We start from the raw sequence: 24,183 nt of genomic DNA on the forward strand, positions 1-24,183 counted from the left end.
GCCTCTCACCGATCGCGGACATCGCAGACGTCGCCGGCGCGGAAGGCCGGGGAGACCGGCCGATCCGGCGGCGAAGCCGCTTTACCCTGACCCGCGCGAGGGCGGAGCCCTTAGGCTCCTTTGCAACGCAGCGCCGTTGCCGGAGAGGATGTCTTCGAGCCGGATGGGAGGGTTGGCGGCGTCGGTGATCCAGGTCTCCGACCACAGGATCCCGGTCGCATAGTGCGAGCTGCAAATCCTCTCGCCGCCGACATCGAACCAGTGGGTCGCCTCCGGCAGCAACGCATGCGGTACGGGATGGTGAGCGAACGGATTATGGAAAACCTCCATCTCCGCCGACCAGGGCTCGTAGCCCTGAGGCCATAGGGCGCGATAGGCTGCGCTGGCGACGTCCAGGCAGAAGTCGTTCCCCTGAAGCGCGCCCTCGGTGCGGTTGAAGAATTTGCCGATCCGCGTGTACCGCATCCCCTTTGGGTCGGCGCCGGCCGACACCATCACGCGGCTGAGTTTCGACATCGCGCAGGCGTTGGAGAAGATGACGGCCGAAAGCTCCGCGTGGTCGGCGTTTGCAAAGAGACCCGCAGGGAATCGGGAAGGACCCCGGAGATGGGTCGCATGCGTCGCGCGCGCGACGGAGCGTCCATTCTCGATGACGACCTCAGCGCCTTCGCCGTAAAGATAGCCCGCGAGGCCCTCCCGGCTCCAACGCATCGAGCCGGCCGCGTGGAAGTCCGAGACAGCGAGCATGAAGGGCTTGCCCCGGACATGCGGCAGCTGGTCATAACGCCGCTGGAGCTTGTTCCCGATGGTTTTGGCGAAGCGTAGCGCCGCCGGGCCGAAGAACAGGGCGTCCCGGTCGGCTGGCGGCGCGACCCTGGGCGCGTTGAGGTGGTCGAAACGCTTTTCAGGGTTGGCGGTCACGGCCTCGACCCAAGCCTCGCCGCCGTGGCGATTGCGAATGTGAAAGTCCGGAGACTCGAACGGCTGGGTGACATGCAGACCCTGCTCTCGAAACGCCGCCAGCAATTGGGCTTCCCACATGCGGGTATGGAAATTTCCGGTCTGGCAATCTCCGGCCCAGTTCCGGTCCGGATTGGGGAGAGCGAGGTAGAGCTGGTTCAGTATCCACGCTGCCAGATGATGCGACGGCGTGCGCAGGGAGGCGAAGATTGGACTGGGGGTACGGCCCTGAAGGTCGTGAAGGCCTGCCCGTGGGGCGGTGTTGGGCGGCAGCGGTTCGGCCGGCGCGCCGATGCGCAGCAGGACTCCAAGGCGCTCCTGCGCATGCTTGAGCGATCGAAATCCGAGCTCGCGCGCCGTCTCGGTCCAGACGTCATCGACGCGACGCCGCATGGCGATGACGCCGAGTTCGCCGGTCTCGGCATGCCGCGTCACGATCCCGCAGGTGGCTCCCTCAGGATCGCCCCAAGCGCCGACGGGCACCCGGTCGCCGAAACCGTGCCCGGCCGGCAGGGCAAGGGCGATGATGCGGAGCATGTTCTCCGGAATAAGATCCATTTCCGCATTATGACGCGAAGGTTCGACAGGAGGGCAGGATGAACTTCGAAGCGCTTCTCGGCAAACCATTCCGTTGGCCACAGGCCGGTGATCGACTGTTCACGGTCTCACCAGACTGGGACGGCAACGCCACGCTCGTGAAGCCGCCTCACAGCCGGATGGTTCTGATGATGACCGGCTACAAGCGGGCGGCGGAGCTGATGGTAGCGCACGCCACTGACGACCGCTGCGATCGGGACACGCTCGTGTTTCCGATCCTGTTCAACTACCGCCAGTTCATCGAGCTGTCGCTGAAGTACCTGATCGCGACCTATGGCCCCTCGGTCGAGGTCGAGGCGATCTGGAAATCTCACGACCTCTCTGTTCTCTGGACGCGGTTCAGGACGGTCGTCGAGGGCTTCGGCGTCGCCGACCCCGACGGCGCCGACGAGGCGGTCGGCCGCATCGTCGCGGAGTTCGCGGTCGTAGATCCCGGCTCGTTCTCTCACCGCTATCCGGTCGATACCAAGGGCCGCCCGATCGCGCTCGCCCTGGACCATGTTGACCTTGTCGCCCTGGCCGATGTCATGAACGCCGTAGATGGCTATTTCACGGGCTGCGATGGCTACCTGGATGCGCTTGAAAGCGCGGCTCCCTGATTGCTGCGGGACCTCAGCCGGTGATGCGAACCGAGATCGGGCAGTGGTCCGAAGGATGCTCAGTCTCTGCGATCCCGCCATAGCGATACTCTTCGAATGACTCCGGCTCGACGCGTGCGGTCGCGATCGATCCGGTCGCGATGAAGTCGATGTATTCACGATAGCGGGCCTTGCAGCCCGCTGGCCTGTCGCGGGAGGCCAGCGTAAGCGTCGATGCGGCCGGTTCGCCGTCGTTCAGACCGGCCAGGAAGGCGTCATTCCGACTCGCGAGACGGCGATTCCAGTCTCCAAGCACGACGAAGGCCTCCCCTTTCGCAGCCCGCGCTTCTGTCCATCCTTCCAGCACCGGGAGCTGGTCGAACAGGACAGGGCAGTCAAGATCTGTCGGTTCGCGGCCAGAGTTGCAGCCAGATTTGAGATGCACCGCCAGCAGCCGCACCGGCCGACCGCGAGACACGGTCACATCCACGCCCCAGCGCAGGTCCGGACTTCCGAGCGCCAGCGCGTTGAGGTCGGGGTGGCGTGTCCATGGCACGCCCTTGCGGATCGCGAAGCCGACGGCCTGGTTCTGGATGAACAGGCCCGGCTGACCCCGGCATTCGCTGCCGCGCGTGCTGGGCGGGCGGCCGGACATGACCAGGTCGTAGATCGCCGGGTCGAACACCCTTTCCGCAGCGGCCTTGTTCTGAACCTCCTGGAAGGCGATCACATCGGCGTCCAGTGCGCGGACATGATCGCGCAATCGGGCATAGTCCGCCTCGGTACGGGGGCTGCAGCCCTCGCCGTCACGCTCGGCGAGGTGCTCGATATTCCAGCTCGCGACCTTGAGGCTCCCGCTATCGCGGTTCGGCGTCATGCCGATGCATCCGGACAGGACGATAGCCGAGAGTGAAAGCGCGATGAGGGGTTTCATGTTCGGTCCTCGCCGGGAATGGTGCGGCCCGGCCGACGGCGGGTCGGCGCGGACCGCGGCCGGGCGCGAAGTCGGTCGCGGTCCGACGGTCTCGCCTATCGTATCAAACCGATTCCCGCGATGCGTCATTCAGGGCCGCCCCGTCGATTGCGTCGTAGCCACGACCCTGTAGGCTGGCCGCGACGGGTTCCGGAACGATAGGGGCCGACCGAGAGCCGGGGGACGCTTGGCGTCGGCGGCGGCTGGTCCTGAAACCCCGGGCTTCCTCGCAGAAGTTCCAGGCCCGTCCCCCATTCGACTGCCCGTCAACTCAAGGGCGCGTTCACTGGCAGGCCTCAGCCTCTGAGCCCAGCACGGAGAGGGCTCATGAAAAGAGCCATCCTGCTGCGCCACTCGGGTCTGGGTTTCATGGGAGTGCCGGTGGCGCGGATCTATTGAACGCTTTCACGTCCCTTAAGTCGCCAGACTTGACGACTTAAGGGCTTCAACAGCCACAAGTCGCCATCTATGACGAGTTAGAAGGAAAGGACTTCCTTGTTGTAAGTCGCCATTGTTGACGAATTAACCGCTTAAAGGGTATATAAGTCGCCGAAAGTGGCGAATTATGAAGATTACCAATCTTAGCACGGATCACGCGGTTCTGACCGAGGTCGGTCGCAGGATGGCGGACTACCGCCTGCAACGCCACATGACCCAATCGCAGTTCGCTGAGGCCGCAGGGGTGTCGAAGCGCACGGTAGAGCGCCTTGAGGCCGGAGACTCTGTCCAACTGATCAATCTGGTTCGCGCGCTTCGGGTGCTGGAGAAGCTGGACGGTCTCGACCGGTTCCTTCCGGATGCGCCGGCCAATCCGATCGACCTGCTGGAACGGCAAGGCAAGGTTCGCCAACGGGCCCGGCCCGACGCGCGCGCGGACGACGACGTGACCCAGCCCTGGCGCTGGGGTGACGAGGCATGACTGTCGCCGCCGTCAATCTGTGGGGCCGCCGGATCGGGGCCGTCTCGCTGGCCGAGGGCGCCGACGTCGCGACCTTCGCCTATGAACCTGCCTTCCTGCGGTCGCAGATAGAGGTGGCGCCGCTGTTCATGCCGCTGAGCGACCGAATCTACAGCTTCTCCGGCCTGAACCCCGAGAGCTTCTACGGCCTGCCTGGCATGCTCGCAGATGCCCTGCCCGACCGCTACGGCCACACGCTGATCAACGCCTGGCTGGCGACGCAGGGGCGAACCCCGGACAGCGCCGACGCCGTTGAACGGCTCTGCTACATGGCCTCTCGCGGCATGGGCGCCCTGGAGTTCACGCCCGCCGCCGGCCCACGCACGCGCAAGTCCGAGCGCGTTCACATCGAGACCCTCGTCGAACTGGCCTCGGAAGTGCTGACCAACCGCAACACCCTGCAGGTCTCGTTCGGAGACCCGGACAAGGCCGACGCGCTGCGGGAAATTCTTCAGGTGGGTGCCTCGGCCGGGGGCGCCCGCGCCAAGGCGATCATCGCCTGGAATCCAGAGGCCAACGAGGTCCGGTCCGGTCAGGTCGATGCCGGCGACGGCTTCAGCTACTGGCTGCTCAAGTTCGACGGCGTCAGCGACAACCGCGACCGCGGCCTGGCCGATCCGCAGGGGTTCGGCGCCGTGGAGTTCGCCTATTCAGAAATGGCCAAGGCGGCCGGCATCACCATGACCGACTGCAGGCTACTGCCGGAGGGCGGCCGAAGGCACTTCATGACCCGCCGCTTCGACCGCACGGAGACCGGCGGCAAGCTGCACATGCAGTCATTGGCCGCCCTCGCCCACTACGACTACTGCAGCCCGGACAGCTACACCTATGAGCAGGCCTTTCAGGTCATGCGGCAGCTGAACCTGCCGATGGACCAGATGGAGGAGCTGTTCCGACGCATGACGTTCAACGTCGTCGCCCGAAATCAGGACGACCACGTCAAGAACATCGCCTTCCTGATGGACCGCAATGGCGTCTGGTCCCTGTCCCCCGCCTACGACGTGACCTGGGCCATGGACCTGACGAACCAGTGGCTGCGGCAGCACCAGATGTCGGTGAACGGCCGGCGCAAGGACATCTCACGGGCGGATCTCGAAGCCTGCGCGGCCACCGCCTCGATCAACGCCACCCGCGCGCGCGCCATCATCGACGAGGTCGTCGCGACGGTCGCCGACTGGCCCCGGTTCGCCGAGGCCGCCGAGGTCGATGACTTCATGCGGAAGTCGATCGACCCCAGCCTCAAGGCGGATTTCTAGCGACAGGCGACGGGCACCGCTGGCCCATTTCAGGAGCAGCCTTCATCGGATTAGGTTTGGTGCGGGCGGCCGGGGTCGAACCGGCATGGGCAAAGCCCGACGGATTTTCATACCACTTCGACTTTCGTCGCCGCGCCGAAGCGCGTTCGTGGTCTGGACTATCCCTTCGTCGTAGCCCGAAGGCCTTAGACGCCGCCCGTCTAGTCTCTACACCTTCCCGTCGGGAGACGGGCTTGGCTCGGGATCGCCATTTGACAGGGTTCCCCGACTTTGAGCGGTTCTACGTCCGGGATTTCCCCCGGCGCACTCAATCCTCAGCTTAAGTCCGTTGCGTCTACCAGTTTCGCCACGCCCGCGGGCCGAACCGCTCTATAGCCGCGTTCGATCGCTATCGCCAAGGCGAGTTCAGTCGACGTCCGTCGCCAGAGCCTTCGCCACCCGCCGTTTGGCGGGCTTTGGCTTGCGGACATTGATGGCCGATGCGTCGAGTACGTTCTTGATGTGGGAGGCGTAATATTTCTCGATCATCTCCACGCTGGTGCGGCAGTTCTTGGCCACCTGGTAGATGTCGGCGCCCTCCATCAGTCTCATCGAGATGTAAGTATGACGCAGGCTATAGGCCGTCCTTGGCTTGCCATCCCGATCCTTCTTGAGACCTAGTTCGTCCAGGATCGCGTTGAGAAGCTCGCGTTGCACCAGCCCGAAGACGAGATCGGTGGGCTGACCATTCTTGCGTTTCAGCACCCGCTCAAAGGGGCGTACGGCTCCCGGCATGCTCTTGCAGTAGCCGACGCCGCGCTTCCCACGCACCTCGATCTCGAGGATCCGTTCGCTGGTCGCCTCATCCGTGACGATCGAGACATCTCTGAACTCGAGGCGCTGCGCCTCGTCGGGACGCAGCCCGGTGTTGACCATGAACAGTACGAAGTCGTGGAACTGCTCGCACTCTTCGCGCCAGCGCTCCTTCTTCGGGTTCTTCGCGCGTTCCCGGGTCGCTTCGTAAAGCCGCTTGTATTCTTCGGGTGAGAACCAGGCCCTGTGGCTCACCTTGCCGGAAGCTCGATAGGGGTTGCTCATATCCGGAAGCGCCGAAATCCATCCTTTCCGATTGGCGGTCTTCAGAATCTGCCGCAGGCAAACCATCTCGTTGTGGAGGGTCTGGCGACTCGGCCGTTTCCAGACCCTGGCCTTGCCGATCCGCTCCTGACCATCCGAGACAAAGCGCACCCGCTGCGGTTCGTCGGGAGGCGTGACGCGGTGCAGCCGGTAGTCCTGGATCCGACCGGCGGAGACTTCGGAAATCGGTAGATCGCCAAAGAACGGATTCAGATAAAGCCGGATCACCCGCCCCTTGCCGGCGACGTAGTGGGTGTTCCGCTCACCAAGCGTCATCGCCTCGAACTCCTTTTCGAAGACGGCCGCGGCCTCACGGAAGGTCTTTTCGCCCGGCCGTTTCGGCGCGGCTCGTGCGGGAATGACGACAGACGCCTCCGGAGCCGCCGGCAGCTTCCCGGACTTCCGAAGACGATCCTCGGCGACCCGGTCGAGGTACCACTCGCGCGCAAACTCGCGCGCGAAAGCGATGTTCGTTTCCTTCGTCGATTGACGGTAGTTGCGACCGCTCAGGTAGGTCGCGCACTGCCAGTAAGCGCTGTTTTCGCGACGATAGACATGGAGCTTACCGTCCATGAGGGAGTGAGACTCCGGCACATGACCTCCTTGCCGCACGCGGCAAATGTGTAAGGCATGTGTAAGTGTCTATCCCTTGTAACCGCTTGATTTAGATACGTAAATCTACGGTAGTGGGTTTTAAGTCTGCTGCGTCTACCAGTTTCGCCACGCCCGCGGCCGGACCGGCTGTATAGCCAGCCTGTCCGTCGGGGCCAAGCGGGCTTAGCGAGCGGCGGGGGTCGCCGGCTTCATCGCCCTGAAATCCACGTCGGAATCGGCGATCAGCCACAGCAGGCCGGCCCAGGCGGCGACGTTCTGGTTCAGTTGCGCCGGGTCGATCTTGTCCAGGGTGTCGTTGGCGGTGTGGTGCAGGTCGAAATAGCGCGTGCCGTCCTGGGCCAGGCCGAAGAAGGGCACGCCCAGCGGTCCCATCGGGCCGACATCGACGCCGCCTTCTGTCTCGCCCCGGTCCGAGGCCAGGACGCCGATCGGATAGAGGACGCGGGTCGCGGCCTTCTGGAAGTCCGAGCCCTGGGCGCCGGCGGGCAGACGCAGGGCATAGACGCGGTCGGCGCCGAAATCGCTCTCGCCGGCGATGATGTGCTTGTCCAGCGCCGCGCCCTGGCCGCGCGCATAGACGCCGCCGCCGTTGCCCGTCTGGGGCGTCGGCTGGGAGACCTCCTCCGAACCGTAGAAGATCACGCGCAGGGTGCGGGCCGGGCGGCGGCCGCTGTCGGCGATGGCCTTTGCCGCCGCAACGGTGATGGCGCCCCCCGCCCCGTCGTCGATGGCGCCGGTGCCCAGGTCCCAGCTGTCCATATGCGAGCCCAGGACGATGATCTCGTCCGGCCGCGTGGCGCCGGGCAGGTCGCCCATCACGTTCTGGCTGGTGGTCCTGTAGGTGCGGGCGGTCGAGGTCAGGCGCACCCGCACCGGCTGACCCAAGGCGACCAGGCGGCTGACCTGATCGGCGTCGGGCGCGGCCAGGGCGAAGGCGGGGATGGTCGGTTTGCCGTCCACATAGCGGGTCGTGCCCGTGTGGGGCATCCGGTCCTCGTCAGAACCGACCGAACGCATGACGAAGGCCGATGCGCCCTTGGCCGCCGCCACGCCGGGGCCGGCGCCGCGCACGCGGGTCTGGGGCCCATAGCCGGAGCCGTCCTGCATCGGATGCATCTGGCCCAGATCGACATAGACGATCTTGCCGCGCACGACGGCGTCAGGCGCGGCTTGCAGGTCTTCGAAGGTGGAAAACCGCACGATCTCGGCCTCGACGCCGTTGCGAGGCGTGGCCGGCGAATGGCCCAGCGCTGCGGCGACCAGGGCCTGGGCGTTGTCGCCGACGATGGCGGCCGAGCTTTCGCCCCGCTCCCATCCGACCAGCGGAAACTCTTCGATTCGGACGTTCTGGAAGCCGTTGGCGCGCAGATAGTCGGCGGCCCAGGCGGCGGCCTGCTGTTCCGCGCGCGAACCGGCCGGGCGCGCGCCGAACCGCGTCGTCAGCTGGGTGACATAGTCCATGGCGATGTTGGAGCGCATCGCGGCGTCGCGCACGACGATGGCCTGTTGCACCGTCGCCGCATCCTGGGCGTTGGCCACAGGCGCGAAAGCGACGAGGCCCAGGGCGACGGCGCTGGCGGTCAGCAGGCGGATGGACATGGGCAGGCTCCGAGCTCTGAGAAGAGCCGGAACCTAGGTAGGTTCAGTCGTTCTGGAAATAGGGTTCGACGGTGCCCTGCAGTTTGACGGTCAGGGCCTTGCCCTTGCGATCGACGCGGTTGCCAAGGGCCAGACGCACCCAGCCCTCTGAGACGCAGTATTCCTCGACATTGGTCTTTTCCTCGCCCTTGAAGCGGATGCCGACGCCGCGTTGCAGCATCTCGGCGTCGTGATGGGGGCTGGAGGGATCGACCGAGAGGCGATCGGGAGGCGTGTCGGACATGGTCTTCGAGCGAGCTCAGATTTTCGGCAAGGCGCGGTGATAGACGCGCGCGCGCCTGATGCCAATCCGAAACCGGGCGGCGGCGTGCTTATGGCAGCAGATGATAGTGCTGGGCCACGGCGGCGATCATCGCGGTTCCCGCCGTCGGAACGGCCAGGATGATGGCGCGGCGCAGGCGATGCGCGACGTAAAGCAGTTCTCCAACCATGGCGTCATCCTCGATGTGGTCGCTCTCTGACGGAGCGTTCGAAGATCATTGGTCAAAGTGTTTTCACTGTCGAGACGAAACATCCGTTCAGGGATCACACTTAACGTTACTGCACAGTTTGGCGCGGCTGGGCGTTGGCGGCGGCCGAGGGCTGATAGGCCTGAGGACCGGCGGGCGGCGTGGCGGCGGGTGTCGCCGGACGGCGTGCAGGCGTCGCAGCCGGGCGACGGGCGGGTGTGGAAGCAGGACGAGAGGCGGCCGGGCGGGGCGTCGGACGGACCGCAGGCGGCGTGGCGGTCGCGGCGGCCGGCTGAGCAACCGGTGTCGGCGCAGGCGTCGCGACGGCGGGCGTCGCAGCGGGCGGAGGCGTGGCTTCGGCGGCAGCGGCGCGGGCGGCCATCTGCTGGGCCTGGAAGCGGGCGGCCAGCTTCTCGGTCAGTTCCTTGGCCTGGGGCGCCGTCATCTGGGCCATGATGGCGGCCAGCGTGCGCGGACGCATGGCGGCGGCGACCGGCAGGCGCACGCGGTCCTCCAGCGTCGCCATGACGGGGGCGGCCTCCTTGGGCCGCATGGCGGAATAGACCTGGACCAGGCGGTCGATCTCGGCCTTCTCACGCTCGTCCACCTGGCCGAGCATTTGCTTCATCTCGGTCTTCAGGGCGGCCAGGGCCTGGATCTTGGCCTCCAGTTTCTGTTCGGCGGCGACCATCAACGGCAGGGTGGTGGCGAAGTCCTGATCGCGAGCGTCCAGCGCCGCGCGGCGCTGCGACAGCGACTGGATGATCTTCAGTTCGGCGGGCGAAATGCCCGCCTGCTGGGCCAGTTGCTCGGGCGACAGGGCGGAGCAGGTGCCCGGCAACGCAGGCTTGATCGGCGCGCCGGCTGCAGCCGGCGCCGCCTCCTCGGCCCAGGCCTTGGCGCCGTCGAACAGGCCGGGCGCCACGCCGATGGCGCGCACGGCGACCACCCCGCCGATGGCGATGGCGATCAGGGGCAGAAGGCGGGGTAGACGGGCCATGAAATGGGGTTCCGAACTCAGGCGGCGAACAGGTCGTCGTCGAGATTACGACGCGCGGCGTTGAGGCTTTGTTTGGCGGAATGGTTAGCGGAGCGTCCGGCCGTCAGGGCCTGGACGATGGCGGCGACATTGTCGCGCCCGGCCGGGGCGGCGCTCGCGGCGGCGCGACGGCTGGTCGAGGGGCTGGCCAGACCCTGGATACGCTCGGCCAGAGCCGCCATGCGCTCGGCGCGTTCCTCGTCTTCGGTCGCGGTCACGGCAGGGGCGGCGACGGCGGCGGGCGTGCGGCGCACCGGCTCGTCCTCGACGACGCGAACGTGCGCGACGGCAGGGGCGCGGGCGATCAGGGTTTCGAGCTGGGCCTTCACCTCGCGCGCCTTGATGATGCGGTCGTGCAGAAGGTCTGTCTCCTGGCCCGAGGCGCGCAGGGTCGCCAGCGCGTTCTCGGCCCGACCGGCGGCATTGTTCAGCTCGCTCACTGCCTGGGCGAAGGCCAGTTGTCCGGCGCGCAGGGCGGCCAGCTTGCGTTCCAGCTTGATGCCGTAGCCGACCGCCGCGACCAGCAGCAGCATCAGCACCGCATCCATGATCATTCCGGCCATCAGACATTCACTCCCAGGCGGGCGGCGGCTTCGGGATTGACCGGCCCTTCGACGCGTATGGCGATGTGCTGACCCTTGCGACCCATGCGGCCGGTGGTCAGGGGGATGGAGCCGGCGCGGATCGAGACCTCGGAATCCGGCGTCGCGTTCAGCATCAGGGTATCGCCGACCTTGAGGTTCAACACGGTCGAGAGCGGCATCTGCTGCTCGTCCAGCACGGCGCGGACCTCGGTCTCGGTGGTCCAGATCTCGGTGGCCAAGTGGCCTTCCCAGATGTTGTCGCGGCCGAACTTCTCGCCCATGAACTGCTGCAGCAGCATCTTGCGGATCGGCTCCAGCGTCGCATAGGGCAGCAGCAGTTCGATCCGGCCGCCGCGATCCTCCATGTCGATGCGCAGCTTGATCAGGATGGCGGCGTTGGCCGGGCGCGCGATGGCGGCGAAGCGCGGATTGGTCTCCAGCCGATCCAGGTTGAAGTGGACAGGCGTCAGGGGCTCGAACGCCTGGCGGGCGTCGTTCAGCACCACCTCGACCATCCGCTGCACCAGCACGCGTTCGATAGTGGTGTAGGGTCGGCCTTCGATGCGCAGCGCCGCCGTGCCGCGACGGCCGCCCAGCAGCACGTCAACGATCGAATAGATCAGGTTGGAATCGACCGTCAGCAGGCCGTAGTTGTCCAGCTCTTCGGCCCGGAACACGGCCAGGATGGCCGGCAGCGGGATCGAGTTCAGATAGTCGCCGAACCTGATCGACGAGATGTTGTCCAGGCTGACTTCGACGTTGTCGGAGGTGAAGTTGCGAAGGCTGGTCGTCATCAACCGCACCAGGCGGTCGAACACGATCTCCAGCATCGGCAGCCGCTCATACGACACCAGAGCGGAGTTGATGATCGCCCGGATGCCCGAGCGTTCGGAGCCGTCGTCGTCGCCCAGGTCGAAGCCCAGCAGGCTGTCGATCTCGTCCTGGTTCAGGACGCGTTCGGACAGGGCGTCGCCGGGATCGCCGAGACCACCGAACGGGTCGAGCTGGGCTGCGTCGGTCATGCCTATTGCACCAGCATTTCTTCGATCAGCACGGCGTCGATCTTGCCCGGCGCAGCGATCAGATTGACGCGGCGCAGGATCTCGGCCCGCAGCTGATAGGTGCCGGCTGAACCGCTCAGGTCCTCGGGGCGCAGCTCGCGCACGAAGCCGGTGAACATGTCCTGCAGGCGCGGCATTTCTTCCTGCAGATGCGTCGCCACCTCGGCGTCGTGCATCTCCAGCGTCAGCTTCAGCTTCAGGAAGGTCGGGCGACCGTCGGGCGACTGAATGTTCATGACCATGTCCGGCAGGGTGTAGAAGGTGACGCCGTCAGGCCCCGGCGCGATGACGCCCAGCGACGGGTCCGCCTCGCCGCCCTCGGCGCCGCCGCCTTGACCGCCGGCTTCCTTCTTTTCTTCCTTGCCGCCCTCAGCCTTCTTGTCCGACTTCTCTTCGCCGTGACCCGCTTCGGCCTCGGCGCCGTGCGCCTCTGCGGGCTTGGGCTTCAGCATGAAGAAGGCGGCGGCCCCGCCACCGCCCAGCACAAGAAGCGCGACAGGCGCGATGATGAACAGCAGCGGCAGCTTCTTTTTCTTGGGTGCGGCGGCGTCGTCGCCTTCGACGGCGGCCTCGCCCTCCTTCATGGCAGGCAGATTGGCGTCCGCGGCGGGATCACCCTTCTTCTTGCCAAACTTGAACATGCGCGCGCCCCGGAGACTCTCTCATGACGAGGATCGTCGGGTTTGGTTAACGCGACGTTTACAATGGGCAGGATTTGCCGGGTCATCTGGGTGCCGATGGCGCTCAAACCCGCATTCCGCCTGGATTAGCCCTGTTGGCACGGCCGTTGCGAGGGGATGAGGCGAAGGAGCACGCCTCTCGTGGAAAACGCCGCCTATATTGGACTGTCACGCCAGATGACGCTGCGCCGCGAACTGGACATCGTGGCCAACAACGTCGCCAACGCCACCACGACCGGCTTCAAGGTCGAGCAGTTGATGTTGGGAACCGAGATCGGCCAGCGCGCCCGCAACGACTCCATCCGCCCCTCGGCCAGTTTCGTGCTGGACAACGGCGTGGGACGCGATTTCGGCCAGGGGTCGATGCAGCAGACCGGCCGCGCCCTGGACTTCGCCATCGCCGGCGAAGGCGCCTTCTTCAGTGTGCGCGACGGCGCGAACGGCGAGGCCTATACTCGCGACGGCGCCTTCACGATGGACCCGGAAGGGCGTTTGACCACCAAACAGGGCCAGGCCGTCCTTGGCGGCGGGGCCGATATCGTCCTGAATCCCAATCTGGGCGCTCCAAGCGTGGGCGAAGACGGCACCATCACCCAACGGGGCCAGGTCACCGGTCGCCTGTCGGTCGTGCGCTTCGAGGCGCTGGGCGTGCTCGAAAAAGGCGGCGACAGCCTGTATCGCAACAACTCCAACACCCGCCCGATCGAGGCGGCGGACGCCCGGGTCCATCAGGGCTCGCTGGAATCGTCCAACGTCAACTCGTTGACGGAAATCACCAATCTCGTCGAGATCAGCCGCGCCTATGAGAGCATTTCGCGCATGATCGAAAACATCAATGACCTTAGCCGTCGCGCCGTCGAGCGTCTTGGCAAGGCCGCTTAAGGGAGCCCCTCAAGTCGCGAGACGCCGAGCGTCGAGCGATAGGGAGAAAAACAATGCGCGCACTTCGCACCGCCGCCTCGGGCATGGCCGCCCAGCAGCTGAACGTGGAGGTCATCTCCAACAACATCGCCAACATGAACACGGTGGGCTTCAAGAAGCAGCGCGCCGAGTTCCAGGACCTGCTCTACCAGAACGTCGAGCGAATGGGGGCCCAGTCCTCGGCCGCCGGCACCGTGGTTCCGACCGGCATCCAGATCGGCGCGGGCGTCAAGGCCGGCGCGGTCTACCGCGTCACCGAACAGGGCACGCCCCAGGCGACCGGCAACCCCTACGACATGGCCATCGACGGCAAGGGCTATTTCCAGATCACGCTGCCCTCGGGCGAACGGGGCTACACCCGCGCCGGCAACCTGCAGGTCAGCCCGCAAGGCCAGATCGTCACCGACGACGGCTATCTGCTGGAACCGGCGATCACCATCCCGCAGGACACCACCAAACTGTCGATCTCCAAGACCGGCCTGGTGCAGGTGACGCAGGATGGGCAGACGGCGCCGACCACGGTGGGCCAGATCGAACTGGCCAACTTCTTCAACGAAGCCGGCCTGGAAGCCATCGGCGACAACCTGCTGCTGGAAACCGCCGCCTCGGGCCCCGCCATCGTCGGCACGCCCGGCGACATCGGCTTCGGCCAAGTTCTGCAAGCCTATACGGAGTCTTCGAACGTGGACGCCGTGTCGGAAATCAGCGCCCTGATCGTGGCCCAACGCGCCTATGAGATGAACTCCAAGGTCATCAGCACCGCCGACCAGATGCTGTCGGTCGCCTCGCAAGTGAAAAGCTGAACCATGACCCTGATCCGCTCTCTCCTGATCGCCGCCGCCGTCAGCGCCGTCTCTGGCGCGGCCTTCGCCGGTCCCGTCGTTCTGCGCGCCAATCCCGTCGATGACGACGGCCGGGTCACCCTGGGCGATCTGTTCGAAGGCGCAGGCGCAGCCGCCAATGTCGCCGTCGCCGAGCGTGTCGGCCCCTCGGTCGTGCTGGAAGCCGGCCAGCTTCAGGCCCTGGCCCGCCAGGCCGGCCTCGACTGGAGCAATCCCAACGGCCTGCGCCGTGTCGCCGTGCGTCGCGCCGCCGGCACGGTTCAGACGGCGTCAGACGCAGCGTTCCAGCCTTTGGCGCAATCCGCCGTCCAGCCCGTCGAACGCGCCGCCTATCGCCCCGGCGCCGCATCGCAGGTCATCGCCCGCAACGACATGGTGCGCGTCACCTATCAGGTCGGCGGCGTGAACCTGGCCGTCATGGGCAAGGCCATGCGCAGCGCCGGTCTGGGCGAACCCGTCGCCATCATGAACACAACCTCCAACCGCATCATCGACGCGGTCGCCTCCGGTCCCGGCCAGGCCATCGCCGGCCCCGCCGGCGACGCCGCCCGCGCCAATCCCCAACAGTTCGCCGCCCGCTAGGGAATCCAAGTCATGCGTAAAGCCATCCTGATCCTCGCCGTCCTGGCCCCGCTGGCCGCCTGCTCGACCGTCGCCGAGACGGTGCGTGGTCCCGAACTGGCGCCGATCGGCTATCCTGCCGCCCTGATCCCGGCGCAGCAGGCCTATCTGCCGCCGCGCGAGACCGCTCCCGCCAGCGCCAACAGCCTGTGGCGCACGGGCGCCCGCACCTTTTTTGGCGACCAGCGCGCGCGCCACATCGGCGACATCCTGACGGTCAAGATCGACATCGACGACCGCGCCCAGACCCAGAACTCGACCCAGCGGTCGCGCTCCAACACTATCACCAGCGGCGTCTCCAACCTGTTCGGCCTGGAAAGCAGCCTGGGTCGCGCCTTCCCCGGCGGTTTCGATCCTTCCGCCATGGTCGGCATGGAGGGCGACCTGAAATCGGCGGGCTCCGGCACGGTCAACCGCGCCGAAAAAGTGTCGCTGACAATCGCTGCGGTCGTCACGGACGTCCTGGCCAACGGCAATCTGGTGATCCAGGGCCGGCAGGAAGTGCGCACCAACCGCGAGGTCCGCGAACTGACCGTCGCCGGCATCGTGCGGCCCGAGGACATTTCGTCCGCCAACGCCATCAACCACACCCAGATCGCCGAGGCCCGCATCTCCTACGGCGGTCGCGGCGACGTCAGCCGCGTCCAGGCCCCGCCTGTGGCTCAGGCTCTAGCCGAGCGGTTCAGCCCGTTCTGATCCGACATATGAACTGTTGACGGATAACCGCGTTCAGCCCTTATGCGGTGGTCTGGTCTATTGCGGTTACGGCCGGGCCTGACGACATTGGGGGCGACGCGACGATGCGCGTTGTCGGCGGGGGCTGACACATGATGCTTATTCTTTCGGCCGCGATGGCGGTCGCCATCCAGGCTGCAGCGACGGCCGGCTGGACCTGGAGCCTTTATGAGGGCGACGGCCCCTTGGTGCTGGCAAACGAAATTCCCGACACCGCTGAGCTGCGCGCCACCCTGCAATGCCAGCCGGGCTCCGGCGCCGTGTCGGTGGCGGTCTATGGCGAGGACGCGACGGCCGGTTTCGCCCGGATCACCGCCGGCGGCGTGACCGCCACCAGCGAGGCCCGCATCGGGCGCGGCGGCAAGCTGGAGACCGCGATCCCGGTTGATCACCCCGCTTTTTCGGCCTTCGTCGCGGACGGCCGTATGACGATCACGGTCGGAGACAGCGCCGATACGATCACCGTCGAACGTCCGCACCTGGCCAAGCTTCGTCGCTTCGCCGACCGCTGCGCCGGATAGGAAGCCCATGCGTCTGTCTCGCCTGATCCTGCCCCTGATCGCCGTGTCCGCCCTGGCGGCCTGCGCCACCAACGCGCCCGCCCCGGTCGCAAATCTGGAGGAGGCGGGCCCTGCCCCCGCCCCCATGCCCGGCTACGACTGGTTCCTGAACCGCGACGGGCAAGAGGCGACCCTGGCCTACGGCGTCGCCAACAGCGACGAGGTCAAACTGCACCTGCTCTGCCAGGCCGGCTCCGGCGCGCTGGAGCTGACGGCGGCCAGCGAAAAGCCCGGCCGCGAAATCCATCTCGAATCGGGCGGCGACACCGAACGCTATCGCGCCTCGTCCGAACCGGCGGGCGTGCACGACGGCGAACTGCTGACCGCCCGAGCCATGACCAAGGATCCGGTCTTCCAGCGCTTCCGCCGCCTGGGCTGGATCGCCTCCTGGTCGGACGAGGAACGCCATATCTACGCCGCCCATCCGGGCGCCAAGGCGGGAATCGAGCAGTTCTTCACCGTCTGCGGTTGACGCATCGGTCACGCTCGGCTTGCGTGCGCCCCCTAACAGGAGGGGCGTTATGAAGTTTTCCCATTTGGCCATCGCGGCCTTGCTCGCGAGCGCATCGCCGCTGGTCGTCGTGGCGCAGACCCCGCCCGCCGAGGTCGCAGCGACACCGGCCGACACCGCGCTGAACGCCGTCATCGCCGACTATGAGACCTATCTGAAGTCGGTCGATCCCTTCTCGGCCAGCGGCGAGGGTGATGTGGAGGCGATGGGTCGTGTGCCCGACCTGTCGCGCGAATTCGAACTGGCCCAGCGCGCGCCGATCGAAGACTTCGTGCGGCGGCTGAACGCCATCGACCCGGCAAGTCTTTCCCACGCAGGCGGCATCAACCACGCCTTCCTGCTCTACACCCTGAACCGCAGCCTAGAAGGGCTGGATTACGACACCAGCCGCCTGGCCTTCGACGCCGAGGGCGGCCCTGGAACCTGGGCGCTGTATGTCGGCGGTAGCACCCGCCTGAACTCAGTGGCGGAGGCCGAGGCCTATATCAAACGCATCCGGGGCTTCGGAACCATCTACGCCCAGACGACGGCCAACGCCCGGCGCGGCCTGGACACCGGCCTGATCCAGGCGCGGTCCGTGACAGAGAGCGCCCTGACGCTGGCGCGCAACGATGTGGCGATCAAGCCGGACGCCGAGCCGCTGCTGAAACCCCTGACAACCCTGCCCTCGACCGTGTCTCCGGCCGAGAAGGATCGTCTGACCGCAGCGGCGACGGCGACGGTTTCGGAAGTGATCATTCCTGCACGCCAGGCTTGGCTGGCCTTCCTGGAAACCGACTATCTGCCCAAGGCGCCGGCCGAGCCAGGCATCGGCAATCGGCCCGGCGGCAAGGAACTTTACGCCTATCTGGTGCGCGGCCACACGACCACCGACCTGACGCCGGACCAGATCCACCAGATCGGGCTGGACGAGGTCGCCCGCATTCGCGCCCGGATGGATGTGGAGATGAAGGCGTCCGGCTGGACAGGCGACTTCGCCGGCTTCCTGAACTTCCTGCGCACCGATCCGCAGTTCTATGCGACCAGCCGCGAGGCCTTGCTGCAACAGGCGTCGGAAATGGCCAAGCGCGCCGACGGCGGTCTGCCGCCCCTGTTCGCCACCCTGCCCCGCCTGACCTATGACGTGCAGCCCGTGCCGCCACAGATCGAGGAAAACTACACCACCGGCCGCTACAACGGCGGCTCGATGCAGAACGGCGTCGCCGCCCACTACATCGTCAACACGTCCAAGCTGGATCAGCGCCCGCTGTATGAGCTGCCGGCCCTGACCCTGCACGAGGCCGTGCCCGGCCACCACCTCCAGATCGCCCTGCAGCAAGAGGCGCCTGGCCAACCCTATTTCCGGCGTCAGGCCAATGTCAGCGCCTATACCGAGGGCTGGGGGCTTTACGCCGAGTATCTGGGCGAGGAGATGGGCTTCTACCGCACGCCCTATGAGCGGTTCGGTCGCCTGTCCTACGAGATGTGGCGCGCCTGCCGCCTGGTCGCCGACACCGGCCTGCACTGGATGGGCTGGACCGAGGAACAGGCCCGCGCCTGTTTCCGCGACAACTCGGCGCTTGCGCCCCACAACATCGAGACCGAGCTTCAGCGCTATATCGGTTGGCCGGGCCAGGCCACGGCCTACAAGATCGGCGAGATCCGCTTGCGCGAAATTCGGGCGCGGGCCGAGCGGGAACTGGGGCCAAAGTTCAACGTGCGGACCTTCCACGACGCCCTGCTGGTCGAAGGCCCGCTGCCGCTGGCGCTGCTGGACCAGCGGATGGATGCCTGGATCGCGGAGCAGAAGGCGAAGTAACCAAACCTGTCTCCTCCCCGCTTTGCGGGGAGGTGGCGCGGCGCTTCTTCAGCGCCGTGACGGAGGGGTTCTGCACCGCATCGCAAATGCCTGTGGGACTTCAAGCGCCCCTCCACCGCTTCGCGGTCCCCCTCCCCACAAGTGGGGAGGAGACGATGTGCTTATGCCCACTCCGGGACCGGCAAACCCTTCGACCGCAGGAATTCCGGGTTGAACAGTTTGGACGCGTAGCGCGACCCAGGATCGCACAGGCAGGTCACGATGGTCTTGCCCGGCCCGATCTCCTTGGCCAACCGCAAGGCCCCCGCGACATTGACCCCGGCCGAGCCGCCCAGCGACAGGCCCTCGTGTTTCACCAGATCGAACAGGATCGGCAGGAACTCCGCGTCCTCGATCCGATAGGTATGATCGGGTCGGAAACCCTCAAGGTTGCCGGTGATCCGCGCCACGCCGATGCCCTCGGTGATGGACGAGCCTTCGCCCTTCATCTCGCCCTTGTTGAACCAGTTGAACATGGCCGCTCCGGCCGGGTCGGCCAGAGCGATAGTCACGTCCGGGTTCTTCTCGCGCAGATAGGCAGCCACGCCTGAAATCGTGCCGCCCGAACCGACGGCCGAGACGAAGGCGTCCACCTTACCCTGCGTTTGCGCCCAGATCTCGGGGCCGGTGGTGTTGTAGTGGGCGTCGCGGTTCGCGGTGTTGTCGAACTGGTTCGCCCAGATGGCGCCCGCCTCTTCGCTGTCGTTCAGCTCGGCCGCCAACCGCCCGGAATAGTGGACGAAATGGTTGGGGCTGGAGAAGGGGGCGGCGTCCACCTCGACCAGGCGCGCGCCCAGCGAACGGATGGCCGACTTCTTCTCTTCAGACTGTGTGCGGGGAATGACGATCACCACTGGGTGACCCAGCGCCGCACCGACCAGGGCCAGACCGATGCCGGTGTTGCCGGCCGTGCCCTCGACGATGGTCCCGCCCGGCTTCAGCGCGCCGGATGCCCGTGCGCCCTGAATGATCGACAGGGCCGCGCGGTCCTTGATCGAGCCGCCGGGGTTCATGAACTCCGCCTTGCCCAGGATTTCGCAGCCCGTCGCTTCGGACAGGCGGTTCAGGCGCACCAGCGGCGTATTGCCGATCAGGTCGATGACGGACGATGTGACGGACACGTTTCAGCTTTCAGGCGAGGTCGAACGACAGGAGATCAGGCCGCGACCTGACGCCTGCCTAGGTGGATGCCGCACTCGACCTTGTCCATCCCCGACCAGCGCCCGGCGCGCGTATCTTCCCCATCCTGAACCGCACGGGTGCACGGCCAGCAGCCGATGGAGCGATAGCCCTGCTCGACCAGCGGGTGACGCGGCAGATCGTTATCGTCCAGCCAGGCCTCGACGTCGTCGCCGTCCCAGTCGGCCAGCGGATTGATCCGCAGCACCCCGTCCAGCACCTCGAACGGCTTCAGCTTGGCCCGCGTCGCGGCCTGATAGCGTTTACGCCCGGTGATCAGGGCGTTGAACCCCGCCGTCGCCCGCGCCAGGGGCCGCACCTTGCGCAAGTCGCAGCAGGCGTCGGCGTTCGTCTTCCAAAGGTCGTCGCGGGCATCCAGCGTCGCCTTCTCGCCCGCCTCCGGCGTGACCAGCCGCACGTCGGTCAGGCCCAGGGCCTTGGTCAGCTGGGTGCGATAGGACAGGGTCTGGAGGAAATGCTGGCCGGTCTCCAGAAAGACCACCGGCACGGTCTTGTCCTCGCTGGCGATGATGTCCAGCAAGGCGGCGGACTCGGCCCCGAAGGACGAGATGGCGCCGACCCGCAGACCCAGCGCCGGGTCCAGCGCCGCCTTCACGATTTCGGACGCGTCCTTGCCCGCTGTCTCGCGGTTCAGCCGATCGGCCAGCGCGTCCAGATCGCGGTCGTTGGACGCCGCGCGCCGCCGCTGCCAAATGGTCGGCGCGGGATCGACGGCGGGCTGATAGGCGCCGCTGAACGCCTGGCCCATCCGGTCCCAGGCCGAGGCGTCTGCGCCCGGCGCCAGTTCCACCGCATCGAAGCCCGAACGCCGCAGGTGCCGCACCTGATCCGGCAGCAGCTTGCCCGCCGCGATCAGACGTCCGGCATAGCCCCGCTCGCGCAGCACGGCCGCCAGCGAAAAGCCGCGCCCGTCGCGGAAGGCCTCGAACTCCAGCACCAAGGTGTCTTCATTGGCGGCGGCCGCCTCGACCTCCTCCAGCGGCGTGGTGACCGACAGGCGCAGCCCGTTCTGAATGCCTTCAAGCCGTTGCATCGAGCGTCTCGTAAATGGCGTCGCGGAAGGGGTCGGGGCCGACGCGGCGCACCGTGTCGATGAACCGCTCGCCGTCGGCGCGGATTTGCAGATAACGGTCCAGGGTCCGCTGGATCGCCGGCGCGACCTCGTCGGCCGGCAGGCTCTTGCCCACGATGTCGCCCAGGGCGGCCTGTTCGTCGGGCGAGCCGCCGACGGTGATCTGGTAATATTCCTCGCCCTTGCGATCGACGCCCAGCACGCCGATGTGGCCGACGTGGTGATGACCGCAGGCGTTGATGCAGCCGCTCATATTGATGCGGACTGGCCCCAGCCGTTCCTGATAGTCCATGTCCGCCAGCCGCTTGGACAGGGCCTGGGCCACCGGGATCGACCGGGCGTTGGCCAGGCTGCAATAATCCAGTCCCGGACAGGCGATGACGTCGGTCGCCAGGTCGGCGTTGGCTGTCGCCAGGCCCACGTCGTGCAGCGCCCGCCACAGCGCCGGCACCTCGTCCAGCTTCACATGCGGCAAGACCAGGTTCTGCTCATAGGCGGCGCGCAGTTCATCGAACGAATAGCGCTCGGCCAGGTCCGCCACCGCGTCCATCTGATCCGCCGTGATGTCGCCCGGCACGCCGCCGACCGGCTTCAGCGACACCACCACCGAGGCGTAGCCCGCTTGGCGGTGACGGCGAACGTTGTTGCGGGCGAAACGGGCGAAGTCGGGATCGGCCAGCAAGGCGCGGTCGAACGGGCCGCTGGTCTTGGGCAGGGTCTCGAAGGCGGGCGGCGCGAAATAGGCCTGGATGCGCGCGGCCTCATCCTCGGGGATGCGTAGATCCTCGTGGCGCAGGGTGGCGTAGTGTTTGTCCACCTCCTCGCGGAAGGCCTCCAGCCCGACCGAGGCGACCAGAATCTTGATCCGCGCCTTGTGGATGTTGTCGCGCCGCCCCAGCAGGTTCCAGGCCCGCAAAATAGCGGTCAGATAGGCCAGAAGGTCCGCCGCGGGAACGGCCGACGCGATCTCCTGGGCGATGTGCGGCAGACGCCCCTGCCCGCCGCCGACGAAGACGCGGAACGCGGTTCCGCCGTCCTCGCCCTTGACGATCTGCAGGCCCACGTCGTGGGTGCGGATCGCCGCCCGGTCCTTCTCGGCGCCAATCACCGCGATCTTGAACTTGCGCGGCAGAAAGGAGAACTCGGGGTGGATGGTGGACCACTGGCGGATGATCTCGCACCAGGGGCGCGGATCCTCGATCTCGTCGTCGGCGGCGCCGGCGAAGACGTCGGTGGTGGTGTTGCGGATGCAGTTGCCGCTTGTCTGGATGGCGTGCATCTCGACCTGGGCCAGATCGCGCAACATGGCCGGCAGGTCGGTCAGGGCCGGCCAGTTGTACTGGATGTTCGTCCGCGTGGTGAAATGGCCGTAGCCCTTGTCATAGGTGCGGGCGATATGGCCCAGCCGGCGCATCTGGCGGCTGTTGAACGTCCCATACGGAATGGCGACCCGCAGCATATAGGCGTGCAGTTGAAGATAGACGCCGTTCATCAGCCGCAGCGGCTTGAACTCATCCTCGGTCAGGGCGCCGGATGCGCGGCGCGCGACCTGATCGGAAAACTCCTCGACCCGTTCACGCACCAGCGCATGGTCGAACTCGTCATAGCGATACATCAGCCAACGCCTCCCGCGACGCTGTGGCCCACCGTCGGCCCGGCCGAACGGATATGCTCCTTCAGCCGATCACGGCCCGACGGCGTATGGCCCTCCACCTCGACGGCGTATGGATTGACGAAGACATCGGGTCGTCCGACGACCTCGGCCAGCACGATCTCGGCCGTGGCCTCGTCCAGCACCGAGGCCTGGTCGATGCGCTCGACCGGCTGGTTGTCGACGCCTGCATAGATGACGCGGCCGTCCGACAGGCGGTTTGCGGTGACGATCTTCACGCCGCGAACTCCGCCCGAACATCCAGCTGCGCCGCCGAGAAGGCCGCCGTCTCGCCGACGAACAGCAACGCCGGCCCCGTCAGATTGGCGCCGCGCACCAGGGCGCCCAGCCCATCCAGACGGCCGGTCAGAACCCGCTCGTCCGGTCGGCTGCCGTTCTCGACGATGGCGACGGGGGTCGAGCCCAGTCGCCCGGCGGCGATCAGCTTTTCCGCCGTCTCCTCGGCCCGGTCCGATCCCATGTAGATGGCCAGGGTGTGGTTCGGCCCGGCCAACCGCGTCCAGTCGGCGTCGCCCCCCCCCGGCTTGGCCTGGGCCGTCACGAAGGTCACCGCCTGGGCGTGGTCGCGGTGGGTCAGGGGGATGCCCGCCGAGGCCGCGCAAGCCAGGGCCGCCGTCACGCCCGGCACCACGAAGACCGCCACTCCCGCCGCCCGCATGGCGTCCAGCTCCTCCCCGCCGCGACCGAACACGAAGGGATCGCCGCCCTTCAGCCGCACGACCCGGTGGCCGGCGCGCGCCTCCTCGATCATCAGGGCCTCGATCTGGTCCTGCGGCACCGAATGTTCGCCGCGCGCCTTGCCGACATACAGCCGCTTGGCGTCACGGCGCGCCCGTTCCAGCACCGCCTCGGGCACCAGACGGTCGTGGATGATGACGTCGGCGTCCTGCAGCACACGCAACGCCTTCAGCGTCAGCAGTTCCGGATCGCCCGGCCCGGCCCCGACGATATGGACCACGCCCTGTTCCGGCGCAGCCGAGTTCAGCAGGCGCAGCATCTCGCGTCGCGCCTCGGCCGTCCGACCTTCCGCCGCCAACGTCGCGGCCGGACCGCGGAAGGCCTTTTCCCAAAACCGGCGGCGCGCCATGAAGTCCGGCACACTGGCCTTTACCGTGTCGCGCAGTTCGCGCGCCAGCCGCGCCACATTGGCAAGCCCGGCGGGCAGCACGCCCTCGATCGCCGTGCGGATGTCGCGCGCCAGGATGGGGGCCGATCCGCCGGTGGCCACGCCGATCACCACCTCGTCCCGGTCGATCAGAGCCGGCGTCTGGAAGTCGCTCAGATGGGGCTTGTCGACCACATTGACCTGGGCCCCCGCCGCCCGCGCCAAGGCGCCCAGCCGCGTCAGTTCGTCCGCATCGTCCAGCGCCATGAAGACCAGCCGCGCGCCCGCCAGGTCGCCAGCCTCTGGCGTGCGCAAGACCGGCTCCGGCGCGCTCAGCGGGATTTCCATCCTGGGCGGCGCGCCGTCGGGCGCAAACCACACCACCTCGGCCGGCGTGTTGAGGAACAGTCGCAGCTTCGCCAGAGCGGGCTCACCGCCGCCGATGATCACGATCTTTGCGGCCTCCAGCGGAATGGAGGCGAGGAATACACGCATCGTCTTGCTTTCAGGGCCGTCGGGAGAGGAAAAATGGACGACGGCAGGGCACGAACCTTCGTCTTCCCCGTCCAGAGCCGCAAACCA

The 24,183-nt window shown here is 66.9% G+C and carries 24 protein-coding genes; 10 read left to right on the top strand and 14 right to left on the bottom strand.

Annotation, left to right across the window (positions count from 1 at the left end):
* Positions 1–81: 81 nt before the first annotated feature.
* Positions 82–1,599, bottom strand: coding sequence for a hypothetical protein (locus WC597_RS09675; RefSeq protein ID WP_372693129.1), 1,518 nt, complete (start codon positions 1,597–1,599; stop codon positions 82–84).
* On the opposite strand from WC597_RS09675, the gene WC597_RS09680 reads away from it, so the two are divergent.
* Positions 1,557–2,156 carry a hypothetical protein gene (locus tag WC597_RS09680; RefSeq protein ID WP_372693130.1) on the top strand — a complete coding sequence of 200 codons (600 nt, stop codon included), beginning with the start codon at positions 1,557–1,559 and terminating at the stop codon, positions 2,154–2,156. The genes WC597_RS09675 and WC597_RS09680 overlap by 43 nt on opposite strands.
* Before the next feature lie 13 nt (positions 2,157–2,169).
* Here the strand turns inward: WC597_RS09680 and WC597_RS09685 are convergent, their stop codons facing one another.
* Positions 2,170–3,069: an endonuclease/exonuclease/phosphatase family protein gene (locus tag WC597_RS09685; RefSeq protein ID WP_372693131.1), complete on the bottom strand. Its 900-nt coding sequence runs from the start codon at positions 3,067–3,069 to the stop codon at positions 2,170–2,172.
* A gap of 604 nt (positions 3,070–3,673) precedes the next feature.
* On the opposite strand from WC597_RS09685, the gene WC597_RS09690 reads away from it, so the two are divergent.
* Both WC597_RS09690 and WC597_RS09695 read left to right on the top strand, forming a co-directional pair.
* The gene (locus WC597_RS09690; protein WP_372693132.1) at positions 3,674–4,027 is read left to right on the top strand and encodes a helix-turn-helix transcriptional regulator; all 354 of its coding nucleotides are present in this window, start codon (positions 3,674–3,676) and stop codon (positions 4,025–4,027) included.
* Positions 4,024–5,322, top strand: a complete 1,299-nt coding sequence (locus WC597_RS09695) for a type II toxin-antitoxin system HipA family toxin (RefSeq protein WP_372693133.1) — start codon at positions 4,024–4,026, stop codon at positions 5,320–5,322. The genes WC597_RS09690 and WC597_RS09695 overlap by 4 nt, the downstream gene beginning before the upstream one ends.
* A gap of 405 nt (positions 5,323–5,727) precedes the next feature.
* Here WC597_RS09695 and WC597_RS09700 read toward each other — a convergent pair whose 3' ends face one another.
* The 7 genes from WC597_RS09700 to WC597_RS09730 form a co-directional block, all read right to left on the bottom strand.
* Complete coding sequence (locus tag WC597_RS09700) at positions 5,728–7,011, bottom strand: tyrosine-type recombinase/integrase (RefSeq protein ID WP_372693134.1); 1,284 nt, start codon at positions 7,009–7,011, stop codon at positions 5,728–5,730.
* Between the two features lie 204 nt (positions 7,012–7,215).
* A complete protein-coding gene (locus WC597_RS09705) occupies positions 7,216–8,652 on the bottom strand; it encodes a M20/M25/M40 family metallo-hydrolase (protein ID WP_372693135.1) in 1,437 nt (478 codons plus the stop codon).
* 43 nt (positions 8,653–8,695) lie between these two features.
* On the bottom strand, positions 8,696–8,935 hold the full coding sequence (locus WC597_RS09710) for a DUF3297 family protein (RefSeq protein WP_159849851.1): 240 nt from the start codon (positions 8,933–8,935) through the stop codon (positions 8,696–8,698).
* A 314-nt stretch (positions 8,936–9,249) separates the two neighbouring features.
* Positions 9,250–10,161: a MotE family protein gene (locus WC597_RS09715; RefSeq protein ID WP_372693136.1), complete on the bottom strand. Its 912-nt coding sequence runs from the start codon at positions 10,159–10,161 to the stop codon at positions 9,250–9,252.
* Positions 10,162–10,178: 17 nt separating this feature from the next.
* Positions 10,179–10,763 (bottom strand): DUF6468 domain-containing protein, encoded by a 585-nt coding sequence (locus WC597_RS09720; protein WP_372693137.1) that lies wholly within the window; start codon positions 10,761–10,763, stop codon positions 10,179–10,181.
* The gene (gene fliM / locus WC597_RS09725) at positions 10,763–11,806 is read right to left on the bottom strand and encodes a flagellar motor switch protein FliM (protein ID WP_372693138.1); all 1,044 of its coding nucleotides are present in this window, start codon (positions 11,804–11,806) and stop codon (positions 10,763–10,765) included. The genes WC597_RS09720 and fliM overlap by 1 nt, the downstream gene beginning before the upstream one ends.
* 2 nt (positions 11,807–11,808) lie before the next feature.
* A complete protein-coding gene (locus WC597_RS09730; protein ID WP_372693139.1) occupies positions 11,809–12,486 on the bottom strand; it encodes a flagellar basal body-associated FliL family protein in 678 nt (225 codons plus the stop codon).
* A 180-nt stretch (positions 12,487–12,666) separates the two neighbouring features.
* Here WC597_RS09730 and flgF point away from each other — a divergent pair, with 180 nt between their 5' ends.
* The 7 genes from flgF (at position 12,667) to WC597_RS09765 (ending at position 18,513) form a co-directional block, all read left to right on the top strand.
* Positions 12,667–13,407, top strand: coding sequence for a flagellar basal-body rod protein FlgF (flgF, locus tag WC597_RS09735; RefSeq protein WP_372693140.1), 741 nt, complete (start codon positions 12,667–12,669; stop codon positions 13,405–13,407).
* A gap of 53 nt (positions 13,408–13,460) precedes the next feature.
* A complete protein-coding gene (gene flgG, locus WC597_RS09740) occupies positions 13,461–14,249 on the top strand; it encodes a flagellar basal-body rod protein FlgG (protein WP_372693141.1) in 789 nt (262 codons plus the stop codon).
* 3 nt (positions 14,250–14,252) lie between these two features.
* Positions 14,253–14,870 carry a flagella basal body P-ring formation protein FlgA gene (locus WC597_RS09745; protein ID WP_372693142.1) on the top strand — a complete coding sequence of 206 codons (618 nt, stop codon included), beginning with the start codon at positions 14,253–14,255 and terminating at the stop codon, positions 14,868–14,870.
* Positions 14,871–14,882: 12 nt separating this feature from the next.
* Positions 14,883–15,605 carry a flagellar basal body L-ring protein FlgH gene (flgH, locus tag WC597_RS09750; RefSeq protein WP_372693143.1) on the top strand — a complete coding sequence of 241 codons (723 nt, stop codon included), beginning with the start codon at positions 14,883–14,885 and terminating at the stop codon, positions 15,603–15,605.
* Between the two features lie 131 nt (positions 15,606–15,736).
* Entirely contained in the window at positions 15,737–16,165 is a 429-nt protein-coding gene (locus WC597_RS09755; protein WP_372693144.1) for a hypothetical protein, read from the top strand.
* Positions 16,166–16,172: 7 nt separating this feature from the next.
* Complete coding sequence (locus tag WC597_RS09760; protein ID WP_372693145.1) at positions 16,173–16,676, top strand: hypothetical protein; 504 nt, start codon at positions 16,173–16,175, stop codon at positions 16,674–16,676.
* Between the two features lie 49 nt (positions 16,677–16,725).
* Complete coding sequence (locus WC597_RS09765; protein WP_372693146.1) at positions 16,726–18,513, top strand: DUF885 family protein; 1,788 nt, start codon at positions 16,726–16,728, stop codon at positions 18,511–18,513.
* A gap of 161 nt (positions 18,514–18,674) precedes the next feature.
* On the opposite strand, the gene WC597_RS09770 is transcribed toward WC597_RS09765, so the two are convergent.
* The 5 genes from WC597_RS09770 to cysG are packed head-to-tail and all read right to left on the bottom strand — an operon-like array spanning position 18,675 to position 24,096.
* Entirely contained in the window at positions 18,675–19,673 is a 999-nt protein-coding gene (locus tag WC597_RS09770; protein ID WP_372693147.1) for a cysteine synthase A, read from the bottom strand.
* Positions 19,674–19,708: 35 nt separating this feature from the next.
* Positions 19,709–20,785 (bottom strand): phosphoadenylyl-sulfate reductase, encoded by a 1,077-nt coding sequence (locus WC597_RS09775; protein WP_372693148.1) that lies wholly within the window; start codon positions 20,783–20,785, stop codon positions 19,709–19,711.
* Positions 20,772–22,439, bottom strand: coding sequence for a nitrite/sulfite reductase (locus tag WC597_RS09780; protein WP_372693149.1), 1,668 nt, complete (start codon positions 22,437–22,439; stop codon positions 20,772–20,774). The genes WC597_RS09775 and WC597_RS09780 overlap by 14 nt, the downstream gene beginning before the upstream one ends.
* A complete protein-coding gene (locus WC597_RS09785; RefSeq protein ID WP_372693150.1) occupies positions 22,439–22,714 on the bottom strand; it encodes a DUF2849 domain-containing protein in 276 nt (91 codons plus the stop codon). Before WC597_RS09785 ends, WC597_RS09780 begins: the two co-directional genes overlap by 1 nt.
* Positions 22,711–24,096: a siroheme synthase CysG gene (gene cysG / locus WC597_RS09790; RefSeq protein ID WP_372693151.1), complete on the bottom strand. Its 1,386-nt coding sequence runs from the start codon at positions 24,094–24,096 to the stop codon at positions 22,711–22,713. The genes WC597_RS09785 and cysG overlap by 4 nt, the downstream gene beginning before the upstream one ends.
* Positions 24,097–24,183: the final 87 nt, after the last annotated feature.

Origin of the sequence: Brevundimonas sp., assembly GCF_041648115.1 — a bacterium.
Classification (GTDB): domain Bacteria; phylum Pseudomonadota; class Alphaproteobacteria; order Caulobacterales; family Caulobacteraceae; genus Brevundimonas.